This window comes from Vibrio sp. 10N.261.51.A4, assembly GCF_041471945.1.
GTDB lineage: Bacteria > Pseudomonadota > Gammaproteobacteria > Enterobacterales > Vibrionaceae > Vibrio > Vibrio crassostreae_C.
In genome coordinates, this window is the sequence record NZ_JBFRPJ010000044.1 from 1 (window position 1) to 20459 (window position 20459).

The window sequence follows — 20459 nt, forward strand, 5'->3', positions numbered from 1 at the left end:
GCTTATTATCCATACAAAGCATTTAAGACGGATTCCCAACGCTTGGCATTTTTGGTTTGCTTTGAATTTAGTGTTTACGGCACAATCGTTTAGGTTCAGTGGTCTGCGTTGCTCACAACTTAATGCGGCTACATGGACTAATTCAGAGGAGTAAAACTTGGTCAAATATGTTCTAGGAATAGTTACAGGATTTACAGCAACTATTTGGTATGTTGCTTTAGATCTTAATTTTGAACTTGATAGTAGTTTATCGATTAATGTCGTAATAGCGACAGCGACTATATTCGCAACAGCGATACATTATGACTCAGTTAGGCAGCAAAAGAGAGAGAGGGTTTGGGAAATTAATAAAGAAAATTTACTCAGTCTTTCTAGAGCACTTTCATCTGAAATGAAAAGAACAGCACTATATGCCGATAGAGCCTTTTATATTGAACAAGGTATACCTATCGATGACTCTGAGCTTGATGATTCTCCTGATGCATACAAAAAATTCAAGAAAGTAATTGATGAATCTTTGGATGTATATAAACCATTACTAAACAAAGAGTTGATTGAGGCTATTGAAGCCTTCCAAAAAGAAGATCGAGAAATTGATATAGCCGTTGAGAATGATGCAATGAGTGTTTTCGAGGCTTATGATGCATTACATGCAGAGCAAAAAAAACTACATTCGACAGTAAGTGATTTCATTAAAAAAGTGTCCGCCATTTAGCACATAACAAACTGATCTGCTCCAGAGGTACTGGACACTCGAGTAAGCGACTTTCCATACTTTTAGTTATTCATGAAATGCTAAATTAGTAAAATCACTAAAACGTTTATGTCCAGAAACGTGTTTGAATGGGGCCGATCAATCTGTGGATGCCCAAGACAACCAGTATGATACTTTATTACTCAGTTGTAGCGTGACTCAGACTTTGTAGTAGGAATTAGTATGAATCTTTATTTCTGGGTGAGTATCATTTAGAACGGTACAAACAGGGTTACTTGACTGCTTAGTATGAAACTTTATTCCTCTCCTACAGGATATGAAAAAAAAATTTTGCGATCTCGGAAAAATTAAGTAGGTTTAAATCAAAAGGAATACATTCTTATGTTAAAACCAACTTTCACGCTCTTAACTGATTACGTAATGAACGTCATCACGGTAGTTATTCAAACCCTGAAATACATCATTCCGACTCTGTGTATCTTACTCAGCTGTTATTTTGGTGATTATGTGTTCATAGTCGCAATGGGCGTCTCACTCGTACAGGCGAAAGCCATTAGAAACATCGCCTATGAAAAGATAGTGCTCGATGATCCGACGCACATGAACCTCTCTATGTTTCATTCCGAATATTGGCACCGTTTCTGTAAGACGGCCAAACTTATGACGAAGTTCTCTGTTTTTTATCTACTCTTGTTTGCACTTGATTCATTCAATTGGAACGACACCTTTATCAATAAAAATTATAGCGAGAACCTGGCCTTAGAGAATCTATGGCCTTGCTTATTATCGGGCTGGAACTATGCTCTTGTCCTATTGGTAGCGTTCATGACTTGGGTGATAATGACACCGATAAAATTAGTATTCGGTAGCACCGAGATATTGATGCTGGAGTGGTATCCGATCACTAATCGTTGGAAACATGCATCAGATATAACCCTCCATTTGGCAGACCCTTACAAACCAATAAAAGGCAAAAAAGACCAACTGATCAGAGAAATGACGATGTTTACTAGCGCATTGAATGGTAGTGGATTTTACTCACTCAGCGTCAACACACACGTAATTAGTGGGAAGTTATGGGAGCTACTAAAAATAACGTTAAGTGATGCAGTCATCGATGTGAACAAGAAACGTAAAAATTGGCTCGACTTCACCGTGTATAAAGTAGCTATCTACGTCAATCACTGTGGCCTCAAGGGAAAATCCTATCAACAGTATCGTGATCTTATAGGTAAGCAGAGGTTTGAGAATAACCACATCGTAAAAATTCGCTTCAATGAAAAGCCGATAAAGCGAGAGTCGGTCCTGATTAAATAGCGTGTATTAAAAGGCTCTGATTGTTAGATCCTTATTCATACATCAATTTGTCGAAGTCTTTGAGAATCGTCATACCGTAGCTGGTCAATGACAGCCAACGAGGACGTCTTCCTGAAACGGGATCAATTCCCATTGCTATTAAGTCATATCTCGTCATATTCGTGACGTTGAAAATTGGAAGAGAGGATTTCTTGTTGGCATGTTTAACCAAGTCACTGAGAAATTGATACGAATCCTTACCATCTCTATTGACCCCGTAGAGCTCTGCTATCTCGGTCATAATATTGCCATTTCGAGTGGCATCAATCAGTACGAATGTGGACAGGGAAACATCATATTTGTTTGCTAGGACACGAGACACGTATTGAAGACCACCAGGTTTGAGCTGCTTAGACATCTGTTAACTTCCTGAAATTTCGATATAACAATAGATAGCCTTAGTAATATCTAATATTCCGCTACTAACAGCAACACACAATACCGGTTGAACCACAACCTTGTGATGACAATGTGCTTAATAGAACACATCGATGTTGTATATCTAATCCAAAGCCAATTGAAGGAACTGAGATATGCAAACGAAGCAAGGCGAACTGACATTTAATACTGGTAGAGGTTATGCACCTGATGGACAAAGAATTCATGCGACTATTATCGATGATACTGAAGTAACACTTCGTGTGCGATTTTCCGATAAAACGCGTGGGATAGATGGCGAAGTACAAGTGCTTGAATTCACCGAGACTGCCATTATGCGTGAGTATGATTCCGGTAACTATACAGAGGTGTAATGGCCATGAATACAACAACACCAAGTAAGGTTCACAACAAGATGAGCACTCAAGAGATGGCCGCATATATGTTGGAGTCGGGAGTGCATTACACTGCTGCAAGTTTATCAAAAGAGTTGGGTATACGTGGACTTAAAAAGGGGCAGCGTTTGTGGTCCCAGATTCTATCGGGCTGCTGGTCTTAGTGACAATGTAACGTAAATAAATAGAGAACGTTATGATGGGGATTATTCGCAGTTCAATGTATTTGGTTGTTTTACTTGCTTCGTTTTCATCACTGGGAAATGAAATGTGGCGTGGGTTGGTAGTTAAGGAAGAGCATCGATGTTCACCATACGATAAGAAAAGCCAATACCCATATCCCGCTTCAGTAGAGTCAGCGATAGTCGATAGTATGGGAGGTCAGATTTATGGCCCTTATACTGGCACCTACTACCAATCAACTTCAGAGACAGACATCGAACACATCATTGCAGCCAGTGAAGGGCATGACAGTGGACTCTGTGCGGCAAGCCCTGAAACAAGAAAAGCATTTGCAACAGATCTATTGAACTTGACCCTAGCATCCCCAGCTGTGAACCGTTGTAGTTCTACTGGAAAATGTGGCTTGGACGCTGGCGAGTGGTTGCCGCCAAGAAACCAATGTTGGTTCGCGTTGCGTGTCATTGAGATAAAAACTAAGTATGGCCTTAGTGTAAATCCAGTCGAAGCGAACACGTTGGAGAGTGTTATCAATAATTGCCCGTCTTTTGAAATGGTGTTCTATGCACCTGCTGGAAGCGCTCCAACTAAATACGTCACCCAATCTACGGGGCATGCGTTGTCCTTGTATGATGACAACAACAACGGACGTATCACTTGTGCCGAAGCTCGAAATCATGGGATTGCACCAGTAACGGCTCATGACCCGGCATACGCATTCATGTCTGACCGAGACGGGGATGGTGTTGTGTGCGAGTAAACGATTTATTGCTGGCGAGACTGAAGTTTTGCCAGCGTTCTCTTTGATAACTTCCGACCCACAAAAACAAACAACCCCAAACAGACTAGACCTACGCCAGCACCATAGTCATTGAAAATGTGGACTAAAGCTAACCAAGCGAAAAATAGTACAACAACTAATATTGCAAACCTTACTAATGGCATAGTGACCTCTTAACTTTCCCTTTGATTTAAACAACTTAACATCGTTTAGGTGAAACCTAAATATGCACAATATCATATTATGTTATTGTATATAGGCTCTTGTTCATAATGTCGCCCTCTCAACCTCTGTCTCACCTTAAATTCTATAGCGCTAGTTACCTACTGAGACATTCTCTTGCCTTTTATCTAGATTCGGGGCTAGAATTGTACTGTATAAATAACCAGTATAAATTATGAATATATTAACTTATCCAGTGAGTGCAGGCGTGGTGGGTTTTGAGTCCCCAGCTGCAGAATATAAACAACTGGAATTGAGCCTTGATGAATTGCTGGTGGAACACCCGTCATCAACTTTTTTAGCGCTGGCACAGGGAGATAGCATGCAAGGAGTTGGGATTTTTTCAGGTGATGTATTGATTGTAGATCGAGCCCTTACTGCGAAAGACCACGATATTATCATTGCCAATCTAAACGGTGAACTGGTTTGTAAAATTCTAGATATCAAAGGACGTCGCTTGCTGAGTGCGAATGAATCAATGAAGCCGGTAAGAATTGATGAACAAGACTCCTTCGCAATAGAAGGGGTATTAGCGAGTTCCATCAGACTCCACCGTGTATCAACTATGTTTTAGGGTTAAGCATGTATTCATTAATAGATGGCAATTCATTCTACAATTCGTGTCATCAAGTCTTCAGACCTGATTTACGTGGAAAGCCGGTTATCACCGTCAGTAACAATGATGGTTGTGCCGTTGCGGTAAACAATCAAGCGAAGGCGTTGAACATTCCAAAGTTCGAACCTTACTTTAAAATCAAGGCATTATGTGAGCAACATGGCGTTACAGTCTTCTCATCTAACTATGAACTGTACTCCAGTTTGAGCTTGCGGATGATGCAAGTGATTGCACGTTTTGGACCTGAACAACTGATCTATTCAATCGATGAAAGCTTCCTAAATCTGGACAAGTGCATAAACATTCCTTGTTTACGAGAGCATGGGGCCGCAATTCGAAAAGCAATATGGAAAGAGTGTCGGATCCCGGTCTGTGTGGGAACCGGCCCGACGCTCACCCTCTCAAAATTAGCCAACCACGCAGCGAAAAAACTCCCTGGTTATCAGGGGGTATGTGTTTTAGATTCAGTGAAAGAAACCCAACGGGTTCTCCAGGCTATTGATGTGGGTTCAGTTTGGGGGATTGGTCGCAAGCGAACGAAAGCATTGCAATTTATGGGGATCACTACCGCAGCGCAACTAGCAAATTTTTCACCTTCAAAAGCGAGAAAAGAATTCGATGTCGGTGTTGAGCGAACGATACGGGAGCTCAATGGTGAAAAGTGTATTCCATTCGACATAGCAAGAGCAGACAAACAACAAGTTTTTTCTACCCGCAGTCTGGGTAAGCGCATAACGGAATTCGATGAGCTTAGACAAGCTATCAGTCTGCATGTGGGCATTGCCTCGCGAAAGATCCGTGCTCAACAGTCACTTTGTAAAGTGTTGGTTTGCTTTGCAGGAAATTCACCTTTTGACGAAAAGCCGGTTAGTTTCAAAGCGATTCACAAATTTGAGTACGCGACAGCTGATGTGGATACCTTAACCAGTGCGGCCTGTGCTCTGGCCAAAACACTCTACAAAGAAGGTGTTCAGTACTACAAAGTCGGTGTTGGGCTGATTGACCTCGTTGACGGAAGACATGAGCAAGCTGACCTATTTAACCCACAACCCAATAATGCAAAGTTAATGGCTTCGTTTGATCAGATAAACGCAAAGTATGGAATGGACACTATCTTTCTGGCTGCGCAAGGAACACCTACAAGACAGTCTTGGGGTATGCGCCGCGAAATGCTGTCTCCGCAATACACCACTAAATGGAGCGACTTACCTAGAATCGCCTGCTAATTTCTACCCACCGCGTTTGTGATACGCAATCTATTCTCCAATTCAAGCTCTTTATTTGAACATGCCTGTATCGGGTTGTTGGATACTGAACTCAGTAGTACTTAACAAAGTAGAGAGCAAGAATGGCAGACACGCTAAAAGACCCGTTTATAAGGCAACGACTCCCCTCGAATTCTAAACCAGCATTCGATGACTGGATTGCGCACGTTCCTGTGGGTAATCAGCTGCCGCGAGGCAAGTATTTCCAATCTAAGGTCACAGTACCTAAGCACCAGTCAGACGAAACAGAATTGCAGTTCAAACCTTCCCGTTAAAGGCAAAGATATGACTTCAATAAAAATCGTTTCTACAGCTCAACGGCTTTACCAATGTCGTGAACAACAAATATTTCTTTCAGGAGAGCAGGGGTTCATTGAAAAATATGAGAAATGGTCCCCTGTCATACGATTAACGATGGCCAAATTCAATTGTAACGAGTTACATGCCCTGGTCAGAATCTTAGAGATCACTGAGAAGCGACATGACTCAGGCATGTTTACTCATTTGTTGTCGGCAGTAGCTTGCGAGATGTGCGAACCGACTATCACCGTTAACACAAACCACACGACTGAATTCAAAGCCGGAGTCATGGCAAGTAGAAAAGGGGAGAAGTTTAACCCTGATTGCCATATCGAGTGGCAAGAAGGCTATATCCGTGAGCAGTTAAGGAGAGTCGCCAATAATGCGCAAACTCAAGTACGATCTCACTGACTACATGGGACCTGTTGATAAAGCGTTGCTCAGGTTAAGCATCCTAACCATTGGGTCGCATGTAATGATAGTTACTGGCTTTAACGGGCAACTTTTCGGCCTCGTTGAAACCTTACTCACCTTGGGTTTCGTTGCGGCAGTGGCGACAATTGCCTACAAACAAAAACGTAAAGATCGAGAAGAGCACCTTTGAGTTCTTCAGTCTGCTCTAGCGTCGTCTAAATATTGAAACTCGATACGAAGCTAAATTGGGAGTCTTGGGATGTATAACAAACTCACAGTTAATCTTAGGAAGATAATATGAAGACAGTGACAGAATTGCACACAATGAATGTCGCTCTATATTGCCCTCACTGCGGAGAAGTACAAGATGGTTTTTGTGGCAATCCTGCGGGTGGTGAATTTGAATGCGACGATTGCCATAGGCCATACAAAGTCCACTCTGAAGCCGATATCGAACATAGATAATAATATAAGCATGTGTCTTAAAAATCAGTTAGGAACCTGTTACTCATCACTATAGAAACGCACATATTAACTGACGGGGCTCGTATGAAAGTACACGAAAATACGACGAATTTACCCTCACGGTGGGTGAATGCAATGTTTATATTCATAACATTAATAGCGATGGTGGCAGGCTACCTATCTGAGCTAAGCAATATCTATGGAACATTTGTAGTGCTGCCCTTTGCAACATTAACAACTTGGTCGAGCTACGCCAACGTTACCTTTTCAACACATACCAAATTGTGGTGCTACCTTTTTGGAATTATGACTTTCTGGTCGTTTATAGTAGTCAGCATTAACTTCTTCTTAGCGGTAACCAGTACCTCGGTGTAATTTAATACCCACCAATGGACATCGATTGTCAGATCAATGGAGAAAGCAAGATGCTTAAAAAAAGAACGATAAATGATGCGATGTCAATAGTATGTATTTTCTTATTTCTGGAGATACATTACCTGCATTTCATGACTGACCAACCAGAGCTGTATGACAACCTAAAAAGCTTAGTAGCTATGGTTCTGGTCATTCCGCTCATTAGTATTGCTTGTCGTATCGATCTCCTAGCCAACAAAAAGGTACTCGCCAATCCAGCTGTGATTCATCTAACAACACAACAATGCGAGTTAATGTGGCAAGGAGAAGAGTTAAGTAAAATTTCAACGATACCAGTAAAGCAACTACTCTTAGATAATCCTGATAGTTTCGCGGAGCTGGTGGGTTCGATGCTACGGGAAGCAAAGCAACCTGGGCTTACATTGAAGCCTTTGTTAATCGTTCACTCAATGCTTGAACTGACGAAGTTAGAGGAAGAGGAACTTAAACGTTTGCTTATGGGCATTGGTGCAGCGAAAGTCGTAGTAGTTGATGAGCCTGAGCAAATAGAGGCTGCCAGAAAAGCGACAATATTCCCTGACTTATTTGGCGATGCATAACGTAATCCAGTATGTAACAATCGAACGTAACTAAAAGGAACGACGGTTATAAGCTCACCTTCGTAATATAAATATGGGTACAAAACGAACTGATAAACACAAAGATTTACCGCCTTATCTTTATCGATATCAACACAAAGATGGCAAGGTACGTTACCGCCTAAAGCTTGCGTCAGGGAAATTCTACTCTTTCCCTGTAGGCACGAAGAAACTTCACGCGATCATTGAAGCGGTTAACTACAATATCAAGTACCGGTCTATGGAACAGCTCATAGAGAAAGCACACCAAGCTTCATTACCGGCTCTCGATAGCGTCCCAGATAAGCCACGACACACTTCTTTAAACGACTTCAATATTCCTTTAGAAAAAGCACTGAAGAAAATCTTTCCGCTAATCAAACGAGAAGAGCTTTCAAAAGGTACGATGGAGAAGTACCAATTACTAATGAAGAAGCTCTGTGCTGATTTAGGAACGACACTTACCCATGAATTAGACTTGCAAATGATGAATGTCTTCTTAAATACTCATTACGCTAAATTTTCAGCTCAGTGCTACAACAACAACCTCAGTTTGATCAATAAAGCGTTCAGTTATTTAGCAGATCAATCGTATATACCTGATAACTTCATGCGCAATAAAAAACGTCTTCGGGTCACTAAAAAAGAACAGGTTAAAAAGCGTCAAAGACTAACACTAGAAGAGTTTGAATTGATTTATCAAAGCGCACCACTCTTTCTTAAGGTGGCAATGGCATTGACGTTGGAGACGACGCATGCGATCAATGAAATATGTCGTATCAAATACAACCTACGTTCACCAAGAGATAACCGTTGCGGAATTGTCTGGAATGAGGATAAGCAACCTGTAATGGTTGATGGCGTAAAAATTTATGGTTACTTGTATATACATAGGCAAAAAGTCTCAAATTCAGAGGCATCCAGAGTAAAAATCCCTGTCACACAGTCTATCTTTGACATTGTGCAGATGAGTTATACAGACCGTATACGCTGCCCTTATATCGTCCACATGAAACCAATACAAAGACAAAGAGGCGTTGCTAAAGATTGTGACCATATCTACCAAGTCCAAAGTCATTACCTAAGCAAGCAGTTCAGCAAGATACGTGACAAAGTTGGTGTCAAATCGCACTTACCAAGTAACCAAAGACCGACGTACCATGAGATTCGTTCCTTAGCGGCACGAATGATTGAAAAGAAAGGCTTAAGTGCCACAAAGAGGATGGCTCATAGCAATTCAAAAACAACGGAGATTTATACGAAACCTGATCAAGCCGTATGGAATGAGTGTGAGCCAGTTTCTGTATACCCGAACGACAACTAAAGAGATATAGCCAGCTTTTTCAGTAGTTTCAATTTGAGGCATAAAATGCAAATGCCCCAAGCTAAAATCAATATAGAGAAATTCAACCGACTCGGCGGATAATGAAACCCCGCAGCTGTCAGCTGCGGGGTTTCAAAAGACTGGTTATTTTCGTCCTCTAGATGCGCGTTTCTGTGCCATTGCACCATCTTTTGCCAATATTCCGCGACCGTACCTCATCACCATAGCCGGTGTGGACCAACGTCCAGCTTGCTGTACTTGCAAGATGGTGTATCCATCGGTCAATAAATCCTGACACGCGCCAACTCTTGCACTGTGGCCAGTAAAAGTGGCAATACCAACCTTGCCCAAATTAAGCGCTTCCCATGCTTTATTGAAGATCTGCTCGATAGTCCATGACGTCATTTTCTTATGTTTTTTGCCGCTTTCAGGGTGGGCTGGGTCGATTAACTTTGGTCTATATGGCGTGTTGTGTCGGCTCACACCGACGAACAAGAAAGCTTGTTCATCTGTGTCATCAAGCCCTGCTAATTCTACGTATTCATGAATAATATCAACAGCTTCTGGACTAAACACCACTGTATCTGGTTCGCCACTATGATTAGATTTCGTGATAGGGATAGTCAGCAAAGCCGTTCCGTCACCTGGGTACTCTAAGTGACCAAAACGGATGTTTGCGATTTCCGACGCACGAAGTAGGGTTTCATAAGCAACAGTCAGCAAAGCCAGATCACGACGATACCGTAGGCTAGGGGAATGACGCCACAATTCGGTTATCTTATCTAAGTGTTTCTCTCGAAACGCTGAAGCCTGTACAATTCGTTCACCCGCCTCAACTTTTCTTCGAAAGATACCGGCCATCTTGTCACGCACGATTTCATCAAGAAATGGATCCGGACAACCCGAGATACGATGAATTTTTGAGATGGCCCACGCATAAGATCGATTTGAGTTACGGTGTAAGTCGTCGACCTTATCTTCAAAGAATAATTCGATGGTTTCTGCGGCTGCTGGCAATGGGTGATGTTCATGCTCGTGACACCATTTCTCAAATCGTGACCAGTTGCTATAGAGTTGAGAAAGTGAGTTCTTAGCATAACGCTCTTCACGTTTATCGAACTCTCGCAAAAGATGGTTAATAGCATCTTGAATTTTTTGGTACTGTTCGTTCGATGTACCGTGCTTTCGTGCGAGCATGATCGCCTGGTGAACATGTTCTGGCCTTAAACGGGAAAAGTCCGTATGAAGTGAGATTTCAGTGCCGACCATATCATTTCCAACTTATGCTTTCGTAGTTCGTTACAGTCTAACCAATTCCATGCATTTTTTCTAGATCACATATAATTGTAATTATCTGAGATCTAGAAAATGTGCAATTTATGGCTTTAAATCTACGCGTGATTATCCTGACATTCAATTTATCTGAGTTAATTACAGTGTCACTTTTATTGGAGGGTAGGGGGGCTAAAATTCTAACAACAACGCATCCAGTAAATGAACGGTACATTTTTACCGTGCTTCGCTTCAAACGACAATTATCGAACATCGAACAGGTGTTCGTTCGTTCTGGACGTTCGACCAATGTTCGATTAAAATGAATGACATCGAAATCTGAACTTGAGTACCATCTAATGAGCGACATCAGCACACAGAAAGACCTTACCGCAGATCAACTACAACGACGCCAACGTGTTTTTGAAATTTGTGATTCGCTCTTCGTTAAAGGCGAGAAAACCAGTGTTCGCAATGTCTTATCAATGATGCCGGACGTTAAATCTACCTCCACGATTAACGTGGATGTCCGTGAATGGAACACTCAAGCTAAGAACAAACGAATGGACCTCTTCAGAGAACGAGGCTTTAGCGATGAATTTGTTGAATTGTTTTCAACTGAAATCACTCGATTAAGCGCCGCTAAAGATGCAGAGCACAATGCCGAAGTTCTCATGTATAAAGATGAAGCAGATCTGGCCAATGAACTCCTTTTGAAGACGGAGGGTGAGCTGGAGTTAGCCGGTGTTAAGCTTGAAGAATCAAACACTACAATTTCATTGAAAGACAAAGAGATAACCAAGCTTACAACCGAACTTGCGCAAAGCGAAAAGAACTGTGAAGGTATTGAACAACGGCTGACGGATGAGATTGGTGGCTTGCAGGACAAGTTGAATAATCAAAAAATCGATCTTGATAAGGCTCAAAGCCAAGTGGCCAAGACTGAGGTCAAACTCGAAAACCAAGAGACACTAATAGGCAACTTAGAAACTCAGCTCAATGAATGTCGAAACAAGATATCCGAACTAAGTGACACTGTGACTCAGAAATCCGGAGAAATCATCAGGTTCGAAACTCAGGCTCAGGGCGATATTCAACTGATCAAAGAATTACGTGAGAGTCGAAACAAATTCAGCACTGACCTAGCAGAAGTTGAAGCGGAATACATTACAACAAAATCTGAAAACGCACGCCTAGCCAGCGAGTTAGAGCAAGCAACGATAAGGTTTGGTACTGCATCAGAACGACTAACCTCTCTATCAGATCAGTTTACTGAGCTACGTATGTCTAACAGTCAAAACATTAGTACCATCGAAAGACAAGGTGCCTTCAGTAGCCGCCTAGAGGATGATGTTAAGCGTCTTACTCAGCAAAACGAAAGTCAAAAAGAAGAACTAGCGAATAACCAGACCATCATCAAAGAACTTGAGGCCAAAAACCTTCAATTGGGTAACAATTAGGTCCTATTCATTCGACACTCATTTTTCTATTAGATGGTGTACAACCATATGTGTACTCATCTAACTGGAGAGAATTATGAGAGCGACAGCAAGCTTGTGTGATGTGTTCCAGGACACTAAATTTTCGGCAATCAAAGACAAGCTCCAAGACATTGCAGAAATCAATCAGAAGTTTCATGAGCAATTTCCCCACTATGGCCATCAACTGCGTGTTGCGAACGTCAACGGGGGCAGCATAGCTATTGAAGCCCCAAACAGTATGGTACTGACGCGTTTAAAGTTCGATAAGCAACAAATTCTTGCTTGGGCTGAGAAGATTGATTCAACAATCACTAACTTGAAACTGTCCGTTAACCCTACTCTTTATAAGTAGTGAGGATCAGAGATTCATGACGAAGGATCAGTTAAGCGGCGAAAATCGATTGTCTATTTGACAACAATGCAGCTCGTCCCACCTAAGATGAGTTTGTGGCAATATAATGCGCCATGACAACGTATTGACGAATCCACATGAAAATGTGGCAGAGTGAAAGTCGCCTAACAGCGACTTTTTCATTTCTACAGTAAGTTGCTCTACTCTATTGAGTCGTTCAAAAGATTCTATACATCCGATGCTTGAACCCTGCAGACTTTAAACCATTCACTCAAATCAACTTTGTGTATTTATCCACCAGCAACTAACAAATTTTGTGGATATCTAACTACCCTATAGAGCTCAGAGGCTTAAAACCGATATTTGTACAATCTATGTATGAATTTAAGGGCCTTATTTGCACACTTATCATTAATATTAGAGTTCAATTGATTGGGACATGAAATGAACCTAATCGAGATAAGTAGCTATGACTAACTCAATACAAAATGAATATGCGAAGGAAAGGAACGTACTTGCGATATCTCTGTGTATGCCTTTACTAGCTGCCGCTTGTCTAGCTGGGCTCTTGATTGGAAAAGGTAAAGTAGAGCTTTCTATCTTTCAAGAAGTAAGCGTCATTATGGCGTGCAGTGGGTTTATCATTGGGATCATCTTTGGCAATCGACTCGTTCTAACTCAAATGCAAAAAGTAATCACGATTCGCGAGAGAAATAACCAAGTACTGCGTATTAACACTGCTTTAGATAATGGTGACATCAAACCGTATTTTCAAAGTAGAGTTTCACAAACAAGTGGAAAGATAACGGGCTGTGAAGCACTGGCACGTTGGGAATGCCAAGGTTGTGTTATCCCACCTGCAGAATTCATCCCCTTCTCGATCAAAGAAGGCTTGATTTCAGAAATAGACACCGAAATCGCTGTACAAGCCATCGAACAATTAAAGGTTTGGCTGATAACAAATAAAATCACTGACGATTTCACTTTATCGTTTAATGTTGCCGCCGACACTCTACAGTGTACTGATTCAATCAAAAAAATTGCCAATGCTTTGAGTACAGTGGTCAATGAAAGGATATCAATAGAAATAGAGATTACAGAACAAACAAAAATTGAAACCAATGACATGATGCTCAGAAATATCGAGCTCCTGAAACAGTCGGGAGCCGATTTAGCTCTGGATGACTTTACTGCAGGTCACAATAGTATGACTATGTTGACGACCATCAAGTTCGACACAATCAAGTTCGACAGAAGCCTCATTACCTTTAAAGTCAATGATACAAGATCGCAGGAGATAAGCATTAAAGTGCTAGAAAACTTTGTCATCCTGTCTAAGCAGCTGGGGTTGAACACCACTCTAGAAGGGATAGAGACACCAGAAGCACTACAACTATACCAATCTTCAGGTATAGATAGTTTTCAGGGCTTTTTATTTTCAAAGCCCTTGTCTTCCAATGACTTCGAACAACATTATACTAATTTCAACCATTGACACACGATGCCTAATGGAAGTTCCAAAGGTGGATTGGTCAATGTCAGTGGTCGTTTTGTATTGGCTCATGGTGACGCAAGATTAACGCTATCCGCTAATGAAGTAGAACAAATGACTAACTTGATTACCAACGCGTCTTGGTACGGCTAACGTAGAGGGAAAATGATGATAAAACGTATCGAATTTAATGTTTTAGGATGTGGTATGAACACGAGAACGTCAGCTAACGAACTTCTTGTGGATGTCGCACATGAGCGATTGAATAACTGGTTAGTTGAACAAGCAGTTTCTATTGTCAGTATTGAATCTATTTATGAGACTAAAATTGACACTGGCGACAGTAGATTTATTTGCCTACGACTTTGGTATGCTGACTAAACTGTAACCCACCACTAAGGCAAGAAAAGGAAAAAGTAACTGATGACCGAACTGGTGGGTGCTTTCAAAAACGTTTAGTTAACTGGCTCACTATCTTGAAGATCAGCCTTCACCGCCCCATCGACCAAGAGTACAGACACCGAATAAATAGACTGTTCAATGTTGCCATCTTCATTCATCCGTTCATAACCACCGATAGTCTTGTCCCCGTGCTGTTCTACCAATTGGCTCAGGGATTGTTGGTTCAAACTGCCCTCGCCTTCTTGCACTGATTCAGACGCGACAACTGACACAGAGACAGTGAAAGACATTGAGGCTACCAAAAAAAAAGCAAATTTCGAATTCATACATTTAATCTCTAATGGTCAAACATACTTGCTATATACAACAATTTACGAAAAGTTTAGTTCTTGCTATAGCAATTAGACACATGGCCAGTATGAAATATCTGAATTAAAGCGTTATCGCTCTTGGCTGTCCATATTGTATACCCAAATGAACTGGGCCTAGCTTCTAAAGACCAATCGCTTTGGATCTCATATACGAACCTTGGTGTTTTTATGAAGGTGAGTAGCGAATGGCGATAGTAAGTTTCAACCGTGTCCTCTTTGATTTCTACAAATTCAGTCCAAGACAGGCAGACGGCAAGTAGGCAAAGAGATATCACTTCTTGCACCGGTGGGTGGTAACTATGGGATGAGCTGACCAGTGAGGTGTAAAACATAAACCCAATAAGGACAATGACCCAGCCTCTTACGAAATTTAAAACAGGCACCGTCGCTTGATATTTTGCATTAAAAATAGTCATTGAATTAACTCCGCAATACGTTGATAAGAACCTGGAACCTTACGACTAAACCAATCGTAACGATGTACTTTTTGATCTCGGCTAAATACGTAATCTTGGCTTTTGGTTTTGGTCCACACTGCAACCACCGATTTCGATTTGAATTCATCACTCAGAAACTCAATCGCTCTCGGGGTCATAAAATTTGGATTGATAAAATATGCAGATAGGCCCTTAGACCAACACATATCTATAAACAGTGGATCATCTGAGACAAACACTCGCTTGGTTTTGTTAGTGCCTTTTGTGTAAGACCGGATGAATGGTGATCTCGCGGAGCTGTATCCATTGAGTTTAATGAACACTAAGCGACCTTTGTTAACGAACAATAAGATGGGTTCGCCTTGAAACTCAGTGATGGCATCAATAACGGCATTGGGAACCCAACCGTTAACAGCGTTCACATATTCGATAAATTGTTCAGCGTCTGGAATACAGGATAGATGGTCAGGCACATTGCGTTCATCCACTGAAAGCCCCCACTCTTCCACTTCTTTTGGCAAGACTCTCATTCTCGCGATGTCCATAACGATATCCGTGAATTTGATATCTTCAGGTGTGAGTTCACGGTAAATGTCAGCAGGTATATTCAAACCGGCTAGGCGACATAATTCTATAATGGCGCGATGTGGTGTTACTGAGTGGTCGTTTGAATAGGCGTCGATAATCGAAGTAGGTCCACAAGACTCACAGTTGAAACTGCCAGTGCCTAAAAAGTGGGTCCCCTTGTTTCCACAGGAAGGGCATAACAACTCGACCATTTCACCAGCACCTAATCTGGGGACCAGGTGACCAAAGGCTTGATCGATTGTTTCTTGGGTCATCTTTGGGAATAGATGCTCTTTCAAATATCCATTAACTAGATCGGAATCCATACGCATCTCCGTTTCATTCATTTACACCGAAGGTAGTAAAGAAAGAATGGAGCAATAACGCGATAAAATGGTTAAATAATGAAAGATATTTGGATGTTTATTAGGTGTGAAGGAGTAAAGAGGTGTCGAGGTAATGAAGATTGAGACTGGATAATTAAGTTTCCATTTTAACCTTTAGAGTAAAACTGTTGAATGTAGATCGCTTCAAACAGCATAATATTTTCCCTACTTGTTCGGTTTGTTTATGCGGTTATAAATCAATGCACCATTAAATAACGCGACACCTATCGCTACAACCGTCATCAACATCAGAGGCAATTGAGTTGTTCGAGTAGCTTCGTAATCTGTTAGTAGAACCCAGACCAAGAACGCGAACGCAATAACTACCGAAATTACTATTTTTGTCATTAACGCATTTTCCCCCATTAGCTGATTACTGGTAAAAGGCTAGTTTTTTTAAACCTTTCCATTTCCGATACTGGCACATGAAAATCTATCTCCGGAGGGTTATTTTTAGCACCGTTCATTTTGAACTGTACTAAGTGGTATAACGCTCGGTCATCAGCAGGTAAAACATGAAACTCACCTGTAGATGGTAGTTCGATGCTACAGCAAGCCACACCATCAAAAATCAAGATCATCGGAGTTTCAGGGCTGTTCGGGACAAGGGCTATTTTGAACCCTGTAAAGTCATGTGTGTCCATTTAATACCCCTAAGCTACAAAATCCTGTTTAAATTTTCTGGTCTACCAGATCTATCCCAAGGAACGTATAACCATCGTGAATGTTCGATTTGGTCTAATATCAATAGCCCTCAAAGAAGCACATTGAAGGGAATGCAACGCGCAGCAGTCATTAATCATCGTCACCTTCAAAGGCTTTGTCTCGATCCATCTCATTTGAAAGCCAATGAACATATGGAAGACCTCCAAACAGTTTGTCTTCTTCTCTTTCAGGGGATGAATGACGATGAGATACGCCACGTCTCCTTACTCCAGAATTTTTGCGTCGGTTGTTCTGCATTCTATTGCAAAAATCATCGTGGCTTTGTTGCTCAGTTCTTCGTGACATATTGTAATCTCCTGTTGTTGCATATTTTAGTTATACAACAAAAAAGCTACTAATGAATATGTTCCGTACCCAAATTGGGGGGAATGTATTTAGAAGTGTTGTATTGCTCGGTCTAGACAGTCGCCGGTATCCGCATTACAACCGATGATCACATTCTCACGGTATCGCGTTGAATCGTTGCCAAAGGCTGGCAACATTGCGCCCTGTGACACCCTACGAGGCTTTTTCTGGTGGGTAGCATCAAGTAAGCCATTGATATCCATATACGCTTGCCATTGCTTAGGCGACATCTGAGCGTATTGTTCCGGTTCTATGCCAATAGTGAGACGACTGGCCGCTGACCTACTAGCCGACATCGCAAAGTGTTCTATTTCTTTATCCGCCAATTCAACTGAATATTGGTATTCGAATTTGTCCCAAATACAGTAAGAGTAACTATCCACTTTTGTTTCTTTTGGTACAGGTTCACCCTTGAAGCTACCAACTCGTACAAATCTACTTTGTGAATAAAGCGGAAGCGTAAGTTTCGTGTCACTTTCATATAAAGCCTGTAGAACCGGTGAATGAAATTCAAAGGAGTTCGGTTCAATACAAAGCTGTCGCACTTTTAGCTGGTGGCCATCATCAAAGTGATTTCCTAGACTGATGCGAGAAGAAACATTTCCTTGATGCACCACTCGGTGGTACATGTCCATTGCATAACCGTTACTATCTATAATTGCAGCTAAACGAGAATCAAAGTCATGATTGCCATATGAGCTACCTCGTGAACGTAATGTAACCTTCACTCTGTTACTAGAAATGCGCTCGATACCTTCAACTTGAGTAAAGATAATGAAATCCGAATAATGCCGTGCAATTTCAGTCACAATTCGCATTGACTTAATATCACGTTCCACCAACTTGCTCTCATGAAGCTGCAGCTTTAGCGAATTAATCAAATCAGACTGTTCACCACGTTTACTCAAACTCTCGATCTGAGAAGACAACATCGTAATGCGCTTTCGAAGAGGATGACCAGGCTCCCTATGATATTGCTCCAGACTTCTTCTTAAAACTTCATCATTCTTTATCATTTCAAGCTGAGACTGGAACTCTCTTCTGTCTATATCCACATTGACTGTCAGTGATACACATTTAAAATCAGCACCAGTGCAGTTATTCACTGATTGACTAACTACATCCACATCGGCTACTAGAGGTAGTAGAACCTTCAATGTCTCTAGATAAGTTCCGTTATAACTTTGACTCGTCTTTACATAACCACGTAGATCCGCTTTAGAGACAGCTAAAAACGCAGCTTCATCTTTCAATTGCTGAAACAGAGCCTGCGTTACTTGCTCGCTCGGAACTACGCGCTCTACAGTTGCGTCGAATGGCTTTGCAGTCACTAGGCTAGACATTAGAAACAACAAAATAAACATACGTCCCATACATCACTCCTCCACTGTTAACGAACTCAAAGCAGTACCATACCCTGCGGTCTGTAAGCCCACGTATGGAACAACAAGAGGGTACGTTGGTTGATAGCGCTCAATTCTGAATGGGTATCTCATTCCGGCTGCGACTTTAGAGAAGGCAACATGGGGTTCGCCATTAAGCATCAACATGAATTGTTTAGGGGTTATAACCTGTGAAGAACACACCGCATCAATGCATCCTTGTCGGATCGTATTAATCTCATCTGTATAACGTGACTCTATCCATGCTTTATCAAAGTTGGAATCAACGAGAAGCCAATCATCAATATTCGTTTCATCCCCATGGAAATCCGTGGCTACCTCCCGGATACGAACAGTACTAAACACCGTCACATGGGACCCCAATAAAGTTGCCTGTTTTGTATCTTTAGGAAACACCAATTCTCCATTAAGCAATTCACAATAGGTTGGTATCCCTGAACGCTTGAATACTGAATCAGATTCGGAACCTTTTTCGTAATAGTACCCACGACCTATATGGACTATCTTTCCTGACACGTTGATTGCTACTTCTGGCTCTCGGTGAAACAACTGAGCTGTTGTCAGCGATTGATGTGATAAGTAATCATCTGCCGATGCGAATAACATGCAATGGTACTTAGCCCTAAATTCGACCTGCTCTATGGACAGCTCTGGGACACTCATCTTCATAGTCACATACCGAGTATCAGAGATTAAAGATGGAACGGCTTTTACCAGATCATTCATCTTCTCAGAACCAGGTAGGACAAACGAATAGGCAATGTACTGAGACGTTGATGGCTCACCTATTGAGTCAAACACAGGCACCTTATTCAGCTTAACTTCTTGTGGAACGAACCCCGTATCCTTAAATATCGTAGATACCTTGATACGTTTAACAAGCTCCTTTTGTTCCTTTGCTCTGAGCCTTAACCACTGAGAATAGATTCCGTCTTCTGCGCGGAACTCAATTGGTAACCGAGAGTGGCGTGACTCTATCAATGTAAATTGGTTTAGCTGCGCACTTAGTACATCTTTGGGCTTTGACTCAAGTTGCGACATGCCACTAGCACTGTTATGAAGGCTTTGAGTGATAGCCTTAGCAATTTGTTTATCGACTATCAATTTAATGGTTGTTTCTAAGCAAATGCCAACATCGCATTCAACTTTATCCTGAGCTAAGACAATAAGTTTCTGAATGGATGGCTGGTAGGAATACACAAGTCCATATTTGTCTCCCTTGGAAATGGTTTGCTCAACTCGTTCCAATGCATCAACTTTAGCGGCTTCCACACCTAAAGCTTCTAAGCCAACCGTAGTTTGCGCATCCATGATTAATAAACTTCTCCCTGAAACCTCATATGCTTCAGAAACGAACGACATGATCATCAATGCGATTGTGGAATATATCTTCATTCGGAAACCTAAAAAAAACCCTATTGGAGTTTGTATACACCAATAGGGTTTAGTTATTAGAAATATCGATTAAACGTCATCAATATGGGCATTATGTTAGTTTTGTGTCTTGATCATAATTCACGTCACCATCGATTTCTCCTACTGAACCTCCCAAGCCAACTACAGTATCAAGCTTGTCGCCATTGATAATTTCATCGGCGTCCATTTCAAGATTTGTCTTGTCGCCAGTAGTTAAAGCTGTCGCAATATCCAACTTATTAGAGTTGTCTCCTAAGTTTGCGTCAGACGTACTTGGGTCCATATGTCCATCGTTTGGAGCGTCAAATCCTGTTGATGCTAGTTGAGTACCACTTTCTCGCATCATAGAGTCATGTTCTGCACCATCGTTAGGTGCTACCGATGTGTCAAACTGGTTAGGAGTATC

The 20459-nt window shown here is 41.5% G+C and carries 27 protein-coding genes and 1 pseudogene; 18 read left to right on the plus strand and 10 right to left on the minus strand.

The window, feature by feature from the left end; genetic code table 11:
* Window positions 1–157: 157 nt before the first annotated feature.
* Window positions 158–715, plus strand: coding sequence for a hypothetical protein (locus AB4384_RS10090; protein WP_372129417.1), 558 nt, complete (start codon window positions 158–160; stop codon window positions 713–715).
* A gap of 381 nt (window positions 716–1096) precedes the next feature.
* Entirely contained in the window at window positions 1097–2032 is a 936-nt protein-coding gene (locus tag AB4384_RS10095; protein WP_136987131.1) for a hypothetical protein, read from the plus strand.
* A 31-nt stretch (window positions 2033–2063) separates the two neighbouring features.
* On the opposite strand, the gene AB4384_RS10100 is transcribed toward AB4384_RS10095, so the two are convergent.
* Window positions 2064–2429: a hypothetical protein gene (locus AB4384_RS10100; RefSeq protein WP_081231404.1), complete on the minus strand. Its 366-nt coding sequence runs from the start codon at window positions 2427–2429 to the stop codon at window positions 2064–2066.
* 175 nt (window positions 2430–2604) lie between these two features.
* Here AB4384_RS10100 and AB4384_RS10105 point away from each other — a divergent pair, with 175 nt between their 5' ends.
* The 11 genes and pseudogenes from AB4384_RS10105 to AB4384_RS10155 all read left to right on the plus strand — a co-directional run bounded on the left by AB4384_RS10105 (window position 2605) and on the right by AB4384_RS10155 (window position 9403).
* The gene (locus AB4384_RS10105) at window positions 2605–2823 is read left to right on the plus strand and encodes a hypothetical protein (protein WP_136987130.1); all 219 of its coding nucleotides are present in this window, start codon (window positions 2605–2607) and stop codon (window positions 2821–2823) included.
* A 217-nt stretch (window positions 2824–3040) separates the two neighbouring features.
* Window positions 3041–3784, plus strand: a complete 744-nt coding sequence (locus AB4384_RS10110) for an excalibur calcium-binding domain-containing protein (RefSeq protein ID WP_136987133.1) — start codon at window positions 3041–3043, stop codon at window positions 3782–3784.
* A gap of 418 nt (window positions 3785–4202) precedes the next feature.
* Window positions 4203–4601: a LexA family transcriptional regulator gene (locus AB4384_RS10115; RefSeq protein ID WP_154723900.1), complete on the plus strand. Its 399-nt coding sequence runs from the start codon at window positions 4203–4205 to the stop codon at window positions 4599–4601.
* 8 nt (window positions 4602–4609) lie between these two features.
* The gene (locus AB4384_RS10120; RefSeq protein ID WP_136987129.1) at window positions 4610–5869 is read left to right on the plus strand and encodes a Y-family DNA polymerase; all 1260 of its coding nucleotides are present in this window, start codon (window positions 4610–4612) and stop codon (window positions 5867–5869) included.
* A 122-nt stretch (window positions 5870–5991) separates the two neighbouring features.
* Window positions 5992–6183 (plus strand): hypothetical protein, encoded by a 192-nt coding sequence (locus AB4384_RS10125; RefSeq protein WP_081231411.1) that lies wholly within the window; start codon window positions 5992–5994, stop codon window positions 6181–6183.
* Between the two features lie 10 nt (window positions 6184–6193).
* Window positions 6194–6619, plus strand: a complete 426-nt coding sequence (locus tag AB4384_RS10130; protein WP_102561104.1) for a hypothetical protein — start codon at window positions 6194–6196, stop codon at window positions 6617–6619.
* A complete protein-coding gene (locus tag AB4384_RS10135; protein WP_086715480.1) occupies window positions 6591–6812 on the plus strand; it encodes a hypothetical protein in 222 nt (73 codons plus the stop codon). The genes AB4384_RS10130 and AB4384_RS10135 overlap by 29 nt, the downstream gene beginning before the upstream one ends.
* 107 nt (window positions 6813–6919) lie before the next feature.
* Complete coding sequence (locus AB4384_RS10140; RefSeq protein ID WP_170964551.1) at window positions 6920–7087, plus strand: hypothetical protein; 168 nt, start codon at window positions 6920–6922, stop codon at window positions 7085–7087.
* Window positions 7088–7512: 425 nt separating this feature from the next.
* Window positions 7513–8061 (plus strand): hypothetical protein, encoded by a 549-nt coding sequence (locus AB4384_RS10145; RefSeq protein WP_102561101.1) that lies wholly within the window; start codon window positions 7513–7515, stop codon window positions 8059–8061.
* A gap of 73 nt (window positions 8062–8134) precedes the next feature.
* Window positions 8135–8302: pseudogene (locus tag AB4384_RS10150) on the plus strand (phage integrase Arm DNA-binding domain-containing protein); the annotation flags it as partial.
* An 18-nt stretch (window positions 8303–8320) separates the two neighbouring features.
* Window positions 8321–9403, plus strand: coding sequence for an integrase (locus tag AB4384_RS10155; RefSeq protein ID WP_372129422.1), 1083 nt, complete (start codon window positions 8321–8323; stop codon window positions 9401–9403).
* A 144-nt stretch (window positions 9404–9547) separates the two neighbouring features.
* On the opposite strand, the gene AB4384_RS10160 is transcribed toward AB4384_RS10155, so the two are convergent.
* A complete protein-coding gene (locus AB4384_RS10160) occupies window positions 9548–10672 on the minus strand; it encodes a tyrosine-type recombinase/integrase (RefSeq protein WP_372129418.1) in 1125 nt (374 codons plus the stop codon).
* 329 nt (window positions 10673–11001) lie between these two features.
* Here AB4384_RS10160 and AB4384_RS10165 point away from each other — a divergent pair, with 329 nt between their 5' ends.
* From AB4384_RS10165 to AB4384_RS10185, 5 genes are all read left to right on the plus strand, one after another.
* The gene (locus AB4384_RS10165) at window positions 11002–12135 is read left to right on the plus strand and encodes a hypothetical protein (RefSeq protein WP_372050550.1); all 1134 of its coding nucleotides are present in this window, start codon (window positions 11002–11004) and stop codon (window positions 12133–12135) included.
* 76 nt (window positions 12136–12211) lie between these two features.
* On the plus strand, window positions 12212–12508 hold the full coding sequence (locus tag AB4384_RS10170; RefSeq protein ID WP_372050549.1) for a hypothetical protein: 297 nt from the start codon (window positions 12212–12214) through the stop codon (window positions 12506–12508).
* Window positions 12509–12977: 469 nt separating this feature from the next.
* A complete protein-coding gene (locus tag AB4384_RS10175) occupies window positions 12978–14003 on the plus strand; it encodes an EAL domain-containing protein (protein WP_372129420.1) in 1026 nt (341 codons plus the stop codon).
* 6 nt (window positions 14004–14009) lie between these two features.
* Window positions 14010–14153: a hypothetical protein gene (locus AB4384_RS10180; protein ID WP_154723897.1), complete on the plus strand. Its 144-nt coding sequence runs from the start codon at window positions 14010–14012 to the stop codon at window positions 14151–14153.
* A gap of 54 nt (window positions 14154–14207) precedes the next feature.
* The gene (locus AB4384_RS10185; RefSeq protein WP_154723896.1) at window positions 14208–14381 is read left to right on the plus strand and encodes a hypothetical protein; all 174 of its coding nucleotides are present in this window, start codon (window positions 14208–14210) and stop codon (window positions 14379–14381) included.
* Window positions 14382–14455: 74 nt separating this feature from the next.
* Here the strand turns inward: AB4384_RS10185 and AB4384_RS10190 are convergent, their stop codons facing one another.
* The 8 genes from AB4384_RS10190 to AB4384_RS10225 all read right to left on the minus strand — a co-directional run.
* Window positions 14456–14692, minus strand: coding sequence for a hypothetical protein (locus AB4384_RS10190; protein WP_136987187.1), 237 nt, complete (start codon window positions 14690–14692; stop codon window positions 14456–14458).
* A 493-nt stretch (window positions 14693–15185) separates the two neighbouring features.
* On the minus strand, window positions 15186–16103 hold the full coding sequence (locus tag AB4384_RS10195; RefSeq protein WP_136987186.1) for a hypothetical protein: 918 nt from the start codon (window positions 16101–16103) through the stop codon (window positions 15186–15188).
* 225 nt (window positions 16104–16328) lie between these two features.
* On the minus strand, window positions 16329–16511 hold the full coding sequence (locus AB4384_RS10200; protein ID WP_154723895.1) for a hypothetical protein: 183 nt from the start codon (window positions 16509–16511) through the stop codon (window positions 16329–16331).
* A gap of 17 nt (window positions 16512–16528) precedes the next feature.
* Complete coding sequence (locus AB4384_RS10205; protein WP_154723894.1) at window positions 16529–16807, minus strand: hypothetical protein; 279 nt, start codon at window positions 16805–16807, stop codon at window positions 16529–16531.
* A gap of 151 nt (window positions 16808–16958) precedes the next feature.
* Entirely contained in the window at window positions 16959–17174 is a 216-nt protein-coding gene (locus tag AB4384_RS10210; RefSeq protein ID WP_081231368.1) for a hypothetical protein, read from the minus strand.
* An 89-nt stretch (window positions 17175–17263) separates the two neighbouring features.
* On the minus strand, window positions 17264–18607 hold the full coding sequence (locus AB4384_RS10215) for a hypothetical protein (RefSeq protein ID WP_154723893.1): 1344 nt from the start codon (window positions 18605–18607) through the stop codon (window positions 17264–17266).
* 3 nt (window positions 18608–18610) lie between these two features.
* Window positions 18611–20032: a hypothetical protein gene (locus tag AB4384_RS10220; protein ID WP_136987184.1), complete on the minus strand. Its 1422-nt coding sequence runs from the start codon at window positions 20030–20032 to the stop codon at window positions 18611–18613.
* A gap of 91 nt (window positions 20033–20123) precedes the next feature.
* Window positions 20124–20459 (minus strand): hypothetical protein (locus AB4384_RS10225; protein WP_372083547.1); only part of this gene is annotated, 336 nt, incomplete at its 5' end.

Excerpts from the sequence above, each read along its gene's own strand:
- AB4384_RS10125 (WP_081231411.1), top strand. The coding sequence starts at position 5,992 with ATGGCAGACACGCTAAAAGACCCGTTTATAAGGCAACGACTCCCCTCG.
- AB4384_RS10145 (WP_102561101.1), top strand. The coding sequence starts at position 7,513 with ATGCTTAAAAAAAGAACGATAAATGATGCGATGTCAATAGTATGTATT.
- AB4384_RS10190 (WP_136987187.1), bottom strand. The coding sequence starts at position 14,692 with ATGTCTTTCACTGTCTCTGTGTCAGTTGTCGCGTCTGAATCAGTGCAA.
- AB4384_RS10170 (WP_372050549.1), top strand. The coding sequence starts at position 12,212 with ATGAGAGCGACAGCAAGCTTGTGTGATGTGTTCCAGGACACTAAATTT.
- AB4384_RS10220 (WP_136987184.1), bottom strand. The coding sequence starts at position 20,032 with ATGAAGATATATTCCACAATCGCATTGATGATCATGTCGTTCGTTTCT.
- AB4384_RS10210 (WP_081231368.1), bottom strand. The coding sequence starts at position 17,174 with ATGTCACGAAGAACTGAGCAACAAAGCCACGATGATTTTTGCAATAGA.
- AB4384_RS10205 (WP_154723894.1), bottom strand. The coding sequence starts at position 16,807 with ATGGACACACATGACTTTACAGGGTTCAAAATAGCCCTTGTCCCGAAC.
- AB4384_RS10110 (WP_136987133.1), top strand. The coding sequence starts at position 3,041 with ATGATGGGGATTATTCGCAGTTCAATGTATTTGGTTGTTTTACTTGCT.
- AB4384_RS10185 (WP_154723896.1), top strand. The coding sequence starts at position 14,208 with ATGAACACGAGAACGTCAGCTAACGAACTTCTTGTGGATGTCGCACAT.
- AB4384_RS10105 (WP_136987130.1), top strand. The coding sequence starts at position 2,605 with ATGCAAACGAAGCAAGGCGAACTGACATTTAATACTGGTAGAGGTTAT.
- AB4384_RS10135 (WP_086715480.1), top strand. The coding sequence starts at position 6,591 with ATGCGCAAACTCAAGTACGATCTCACTGACTACATGGGACCTGTTGAT.
- AB4384_RS10115 (WP_154723900.1), top strand. The coding sequence starts at position 4,203 with ATGAATATATTAACTTATCCAGTGAGTGCAGGCGTGGTGGGTTTTGAG.
- AB4384_RS10140 (WP_170964551.1), top strand. The coding sequence starts at position 6,920 with ATGAAGACAGTGACAGAATTGCACACAATGAATGTCGCTCTATATTGC.
- AB4384_RS10215 (WP_154723893.1), bottom strand. The coding sequence starts at position 18,607 with ATGGGACGTATGTTTATTTTGTTGTTTCTAATGTCTAGCCTAGTGACT.
- AB4384_RS10120 (WP_136987129.1), top strand. The coding sequence starts at position 4,610 with ATGTATTCATTAATAGATGGCAATTCATTCTACAATTCGTGTCATCAA.
- AB4384_RS10100 (WP_081231404.1), bottom strand. The coding sequence starts at position 2,429 with ATGTCTAAGCAGCTCAAACCTGGTGGTCTTCAATACGTGTCTCGTGTC.
- AB4384_RS10200 (WP_154723895.1), bottom strand. The coding sequence starts at position 16,511 with ATGACAAAAATAGTAATTTCGGTAGTTATTGCGTTCGCGTTCTTGGTC.
- AB4384_RS10165 (WP_372050550.1), top strand. The coding sequence starts at position 11,002 with ATGACATCGAAATCTGAACTTGAGTACCATCTAATGAGCGACATCAGC.
- AB4384_RS10095 (WP_136987131.1), top strand. The coding sequence starts at position 1,097 with ATGTTAAAACCAACTTTCACGCTCTTAACTGATTACGTAATGAACGTC.
- AB4384_RS10130 (WP_102561104.1), top strand. The coding sequence starts at position 6,194 with ATGACTTCAATAAAAATCGTTTCTACAGCTCAACGGCTTTACCAATGT.
- AB4384_RS10195 (WP_136987186.1), bottom strand. The coding sequence starts at position 16,103 with ATGGATTCCGATCTAGTTAATGGATATTTGAAAGAGCATCTATTCCCA.
- AB4384_RS10180 (WP_154723897.1), top strand. The coding sequence starts at position 14,010 with ATGCCTAATGGAAGTTCCAAAGGTGGATTGGTCAATGTCAGTGGTCGT.
- AB4384_RS10155 (WP_372129422.1), top strand. The coding sequence starts at position 8,321 with ATGGAACAGCTCATAGAGAAAGCACACCAAGCTTCATTACCGGCTCTC.
- AB4384_RS10160 (WP_372129418.1), bottom strand. The coding sequence starts at position 10,672 with ATGGTCGGCACTGAAATCTCACTTCATACGGACTTTTCCCGTTTAAGG.
- AB4384_RS10175 (WP_372129420.1), top strand. The coding sequence starts at position 12,978 with ATGACTAACTCAATACAAAATGAATATGCGAAGGAAAGGAACGTACTT.